Annotated in this window: 8 protein-coding genes and 1 pseudogene; 7 read left to right on the top strand and 2 right to left on the bottom strand. The window is 65.4% G+C overall.

Annotation, left to right across the window (positions count from 1 at the left end; all coding sequences use genetic code 11):
* From VEA80_RS00625 to ndk, 7 genes and pseudogenes are all read left to right on the top strand, one after another.
* A pseudogene (locus VEA80_RS00625) lies at nucleotides 1-726 on the top strand (leucyl aminopeptidase); the annotation flags it as partial.
* A complete protein-coding gene (locus tag VEA80_RS00620; protein WP_325058742.1) occupies nucleotides 726-1,169 on the top strand; it encodes a DNA polymerase III subunit chi in 444 nt (147 codons plus the stop codon). The pseudogene VEA80_RS00625 and the gene VEA80_RS00620, both read left to right, overlap by 1 nt.
* Entirely contained in the window at nucleotides 1,166-1,492 is a 327-nt protein-coding gene (locus VEA80_RS00615) for an I78 family peptidase inhibitor (protein WP_325058741.1), read from the top strand. Before VEA80_RS00620 ends, VEA80_RS00615 begins: the two co-directional genes overlap by 4 nt.
* A gap of 14 nt (nucleotides 1,493-1,506) precedes the next feature.
* Entirely contained in the window at nucleotides 1,507-1,833 is a 327-nt protein-coding gene (locus VEA80_RS00610; protein ID WP_325058740.1) for an I78 family peptidase inhibitor, read from the top strand.
* Complete coding sequence (locus VEA80_RS00605) at nucleotides 1,833-2,111, top strand: I78 family peptidase inhibitor (RefSeq protein ID WP_325058739.1); 279 nt, start codon at nucleotides 1,833-1,835, stop codon at nucleotides 2,109-2,111. Before VEA80_RS00610 ends, VEA80_RS00605 begins: the two co-directional genes overlap by 1 nt.
* A gap of 24 nt (nucleotides 2,112-2,135) precedes the next feature.
* Entirely contained in the window at nucleotides 2,136-2,450 is a 315-nt protein-coding gene (locus tag VEA80_RS00600) for an I78 family peptidase inhibitor (protein ID WP_325058738.1), read from the top strand.
* 68 nt (nucleotides 2,451-2,518) lie between these two features.
* A complete protein-coding gene (ndk, locus tag VEA80_RS00595; protein WP_325058737.1) occupies nucleotides 2,519-2,941 on the top strand; it encodes a nucleoside-diphosphate kinase in 423 nt (140 codons plus the stop codon).
* An 81-nt stretch (nucleotides 2,942-3,022) separates the two neighbouring features.
* Here the strand turns inward: ndk and VEA80_RS00590 are convergent, their stop codons facing one another.
* Nucleotides 3,023-3,391: a four helix bundle protein gene (locus VEA80_RS00590; RefSeq protein WP_325058736.1), complete on the bottom strand. Its 369-nt coding sequence runs from the start codon at nucleotides 3,389-3,391 to the stop codon at nucleotides 3,023-3,025.
* A 45-nt stretch (nucleotides 3,392-3,436) separates the two neighbouring features.
* The gene (locus tag VEA80_RS00585; protein WP_325058735.1) at nucleotides 3,437-4,246 is read right to left on the bottom strand and encodes a methyltransferase domain-containing protein; all 810 of its coding nucleotides are present in this window, start codon (nucleotides 4,244-4,246) and stop codon (nucleotides 3,437-3,439) included.
* Nucleotides 4,247-4,666: the final 420 nt, after the last annotated feature.

Raw genomic sequence — 4,666 nt, 5'->3', positions numbered from 1 at the left:
GTCGGCAAAGGCGTGACGTTCGATACGGGCGGCATTTCGCTGAAGCCGGGCGCCGGCATGGACGAGATGAAGGGCGACATGGGCGGCGCGGCCGCCGTCGCCGGCGTCATGAAAGCCGTCGCGCTGCGCAAAGCGAAGGCGAACGTCGTCGGCGTCGTCGCGCTGGTGGAGAACATGCCGGGCCCGCACGCGCAGCGCCCGGGCGACATCGTCAACACCATGTCGGGCCAGACCATCGAGGTGCTCAACACCGACGCCGAAGGGCGCCTCATCCTCGCCGACGCGGTCTGGTACGCGCAGGACAAGTTCGACCCCTGCGCCGTGATCGATCTCGCCACCCTGACCGGCGCCGTGATCGTCGCGCTCGGGCACGAGCACGCCGGCTTGTTCGCCAACGACGAAGATCTGGCGCACGCAATCACGGTAGCCGCGCAAGCCGAGGGCGAAGCGGTGTGGCGTCTGCCGCTCGGTCCTGCGTATGACAAACTGATCGACACGCCGAACGCCGACATGAAGAACATCGCCGGCAAGCCGATGGCCGGCTCGATTATCGGCGCCCAGTTCGTGAAGCGCTTCATCAAGGACGGCACGCCTTGGGCGCACCTCGATATCGCCGGCACGGCCTGGAAGCCGGGCCCGTATGAGGATCCGATCTCGCCGACTTGGGCGACGGGATACGGCGTGCGCCTGCTCAACCGCTTGATCGCGAGCCGGTACGAGGATTGATGGCTGAACTCTGGTTCTACCATTTGGAGCGGAGCGAACTGGAGCGGGCGCTGCCGCCCCTGTTGGAGAAGTGCTTGCAGCGCGGCTGGCGGGCTTTGGTGCGCGCCGGCTCACCGGAGCGGATCGAGCAGCTCGACGCGGCGATCTGGACGTTTCGTGAAGACAGTTTCGTGCCGCATGGGCGCGAGGGCGATCCGATGCGCCAGCCGGTGTGGTTGACGACGGAGGGCGGCAACCCGAACCAGGCGCAGGCGCTGTTTCTGGTCGACGACGCCGAACCCGGCGATCTCGGCGGATTCGAGCGCGCGTGCCTCCTGTTCGACGGCAACGATCCGGCCGCCTTGGAATCGGCCCGATCGCGCTGGAAACAGGCGAAAGAGGCCGGCGTCACGGCGTCGTACTGGAAGGAAAGCGCCTCCGGGCGATGGGAGAAGCAGCAGTGAAGCGTTCGCTCGTCCTGGTTCTCGGCGCCGCCCTCGTCGCGGCGGCCTGCACCTACCAGGCGCCGACCTATCGCGATCTCGACCGCATCGCGCAGCAGCAGCAGCGCGAGGCGATTCTGAACCGGCCGCCGCCGGACACCTGCCAGCTGGCGGCGCACCGTCATCTGCTCGGCGCAGACGGCGGCGCGATCCAGCAATCCAGCCTGCCCGCGGGCGCGCGCATCATCTGTCATGGCTGCGCCGTGACCCTGGACTATCGCGCCGAGCGACTGAACCTTGAACTTGGACCTGACGGCAAGGTCGCGAACTTGCGCTGCGGCTGAGAAGGAGACTGACAATGCGTGCTCTCATGTTCACCGTTGCGGCGCTGGCGCTCGCAGCCTGCGGCCCAACCACGACGCCGACCGAAGCGCCCGAGGCCGAAACCCCAGCGGCTGAACAAGCGGCGCCGACGACGCGTGAAGCGGCGACGGCGCAGGATACATGCGGCGCCTCGCAATATCGCGCCATGGTCGGTTCCCAGCTGGCCGCGGTGACGTTCCCGAGCGACGCCGGCATCCGCATCATCCAGCCCGACACTGTCGTGACACAGGATTTCCGCGCCGATCGCTTGAACGTGATCGTCGATGCGAACGGTGTGATAACCGGGTTGGAGTGCTACTGATGCGCGCCGTCCTTGTCGCGGCGATGCTGGCGGCGGCCGCTTGCACGACGGCGCCTGCGCCGCAGAACGCGCAAGAAGCGACGGCGCAGGATGCGTGCGGCGCGGCGCGCTTTGCGCACCTGATTGGAACCCCGGCCGCCCAGATCGACCGTTCCACGCTGCCGCCGCGGACCCGCATCATCACGCCGGACATGATGATCACGCAGGATTTCTCCGCGGAGCGGCTCAACATCACAGTTGGCGCGGACGGGCGCGTTGGTTCGCTCCGCTGCTTCTGATAAGATCGCGGCGGAGGTGTTCCGATGTTGCGATCGTCGATTGTGGCTGTCGCGCTTGCGCTCTCCGCGACGGGCGCGGCCGCCGAGGAACGAACCGAGGAGCCTGCGCCGCAGCCGCCCGTCCGTGACCGTTTCGTCGTCTCCGACGACACGTGCGGCGCAAGCCGCTACGCGCACCTGCTGGGCGAAGAATTCGCCGAACTGCATCAGGCCTCGCTCGTGCCGGCTAACGCCAACGTCGTCGACCGCGGCAGGCTGACGACGCTCGAATACGAGCCGCATCGGCTGAATGTCGTGGTCAACGGCGCTGGGCGGATCATCGCCGTCGGGTGTTTCTGACGCACTTGGCCTTGGCCCAGGGCGCGGCTATAGACCCGGCTCCAAATCAAGCCGGAGCCCGGAACACCATGGCCGTCGAACGCACCCTGTCGATCATCAAGCCGGACGCGACCAAGCGTAACCTGACCGGCGCGGTCAACGCCGTGATCGAGAAGGCGGGCCTGCGCATCGTCGGCCAAAAGCGGATCTGGCTGTCGGAAGGCCAGGCCGAAGGCTTCTACGCGGTCCACAAGGAGCGCCCGTTCTTCCGCGATCTCGTCACCTTCATGATTTCCGGTCCTGTGGTCGTCCAAGTGCTCGAAGGCGAGAATGCCGTCGCCAAGTATCGCGACGTGATGGGCGCGACCAATCCCGCCAACGCCGCCGAAGGCACCATCCGCAAGCTGTTCGCGGAATCGATCGAAGCGAACACGGTGCACGGGTCGGACAGCCTCGAAAACGCGGAACGCGAGATCGCGTTCTTTTTCAACGACCAGGAAATCGTCGGATAAGGCAGTGGGCAATGGGCAGTAGGCAGTAGGCGAACGCCATGCTGACCCAAAAGGGCGTCCGTAGAGGTGGCGCCCTTTCTTTTATCGCGCTTCCTTCAGTTTTCTGATCAGTCCGCGAAGGATCTTGCCGAGGCGCTCAGCAGATTCGAGTAGAGGCGCCGCCTCAACGTCCCTCGCGATCTCTACACGGCACGCGATTAGAAGATGCGTTTCAAGCTCTTTGAGCGAGCCCTGCGCGGCCCGAAGAAACTGGATGTAGTAGCCGAGATTGTCGCGACCATAGCCCTCCGCGATGTTGGCGGCGATTGAGACTGATGCTCGTCGCGCTTGGGACGTCAAACCATAGAGTTCTTCCTTTGGCCATTGGCGAGAGTGTCTGTAGACCTCAGTAGCTAAATCCATGGCCTGCTGCCACGCCGTCAAATCCCTGTACGAATTAATTGCACTCACGCCACTCTCCCACTACCCACTGCCCACTGCCCACTGCCCACTGCCTCACTTCCGCGCGATGATTTCGAGCACGAGCGGCGTCACCATCAGTGTGCCCGGTTGTTGACTGACGCGGGCGAACTCGTCGCGCATGTCTTTGGCGATTTGCGCCGTGATGCGGTTGAGTTCGAGCAGGCGGTCGATGTGGATGTCGAAGAAGCCGATCGGCCAGCGCCAGACATTGTCGTCCTTGGAGACGACGTCGACATAGGGTTTGAGGCTCTCGATCTTGAGGCCCATTTCGGTGAGCCAAGCCGGCAGATGGCGGGCGATGTCGGGTTCGCCGCCGGACGCGCGCCAGTTGGCCGAAACCTCATCAACGAACTTCTCGAAATTCGGCGCCGGCGGCGCGAGCTTCCAGGTTTCGTAATCGATGTATTCGTGGAAAACGAGCGCGCCGCCGGGGCGCAGCGCGTCGACCAGTTTCTTCAGCGCGTCCTTTGGCTTGGGCAAGAAGGCAAAGATCCAGCGCGCCCAGGCGGCGTCGGCGTTTTGCACCGGGATGGCATCGGCGACGACGTCGATCTCGTGCGCCTTCACCTGGGAGAAGCCGCGCGCTTTGGCTTGCGCTTCGAGCGTATCGAGAAAACGCCGCGAGCGTTCGAGCGCATGCACCTGGCCGTTGGGGCCGACCATTTCCGCCAAGTCCATGGTCGCGAAGCCCGGCCCGGCGCCGAAGTCGATCACCTTGCAGCCGTCGCCGATGCGGGCGCGGGCCCAGGCGTCGAGCGCGCGCGGGCGCCAGACGCGATGCTGGAAGCCGAGCCGGTAGATTTCGTCGTCATGCGTGCCGAGCACGTAGTCGCGTTCCGCCATGAAGCTCTCCTTGCCGTTGATATAGGCGTGCGTGTGGGCGCCGTCCCGTTGTTCGGGGATCGGTTGGCGGGACTCGGTTATCGGGGATCGGTTGTCGGGGATCGGGAAACGGGGCGCGCGCCATCGTCGGCGCGCATCCCTGGCGACGCACCGATAACCGAGTCCCGGTAACCGAATCCCGAGTGGGAGGCGGGGCGCGCAATCCGCGCTGAGTAGTCTCTAGGGGTGCGCTGGTTGTCTCCAACCTGCGCCGCGCGCTTCGCGCGCCCCGGTTTTCGGTCGTTTTTCCCGGCTTGGGAGGAGGAGTTGTAGAACGCCGCGTCGCCGCGGCTCGCCTCCTGCACGATGGAATGCGGACGCGCCTCTTCACACCAGGCCGTATCCGCTCCGACGCAACCCGCCATCGACGGATGGCGTCTC

This window comes from Vitreimonas sp., assembly GCF_035627415.1.
Classification (GTDB): domain Bacteria; phylum Pseudomonadota; class Alphaproteobacteria; order Caulobacterales; family Aquidulcibacteraceae; genus Vitreimonas.
This window is presented reverse-complemented; position numbering and strand designations above follow the sequence as displayed.

Excerpts from the sequence above, each read along its gene's own strand:
- VEA80_RS00610 (WP_325058740.1), top strand. The coding sequence starts at position 1,507 with ATGCGTGCTCTCATGTTCACCGTTGCGGCGCTGGCGCTCGCAGCCTGC.
- VEA80_RS00585 (WP_325058735.1), bottom strand. The coding sequence starts at position 4,246 with ATGGCGGAACGCGACTACGTGCTCGGCACGCATGACGACGAAATCTAC.
- VEA80_RS00620 (WP_325058742.1), top strand. The coding sequence starts at position 726 with ATGGCTGAACTCTGGTTCTACCATTTGGAGCGGAGCGAACTGGAGCGG.
- VEA80_RS00600 (WP_325058738.1), top strand. The coding sequence starts at position 2,136 with ATGTTGCGATCGTCGATTGTGGCTGTCGCGCTTGCGCTCTCCGCGACG.
- ndk (WP_325058737.1), top strand. The coding sequence starts at position 2,519 with ATGGCCGTCGAACGCACCCTGTCGATCATCAAGCCGGACGCGACCAAG.
- VEA80_RS00605 (WP_325058739.1), top strand. The coding sequence starts at position 1,833 with ATGCGCGCCGTCCTTGTCGCGGCGATGCTGGCGGCGGCCGCTTGCACG.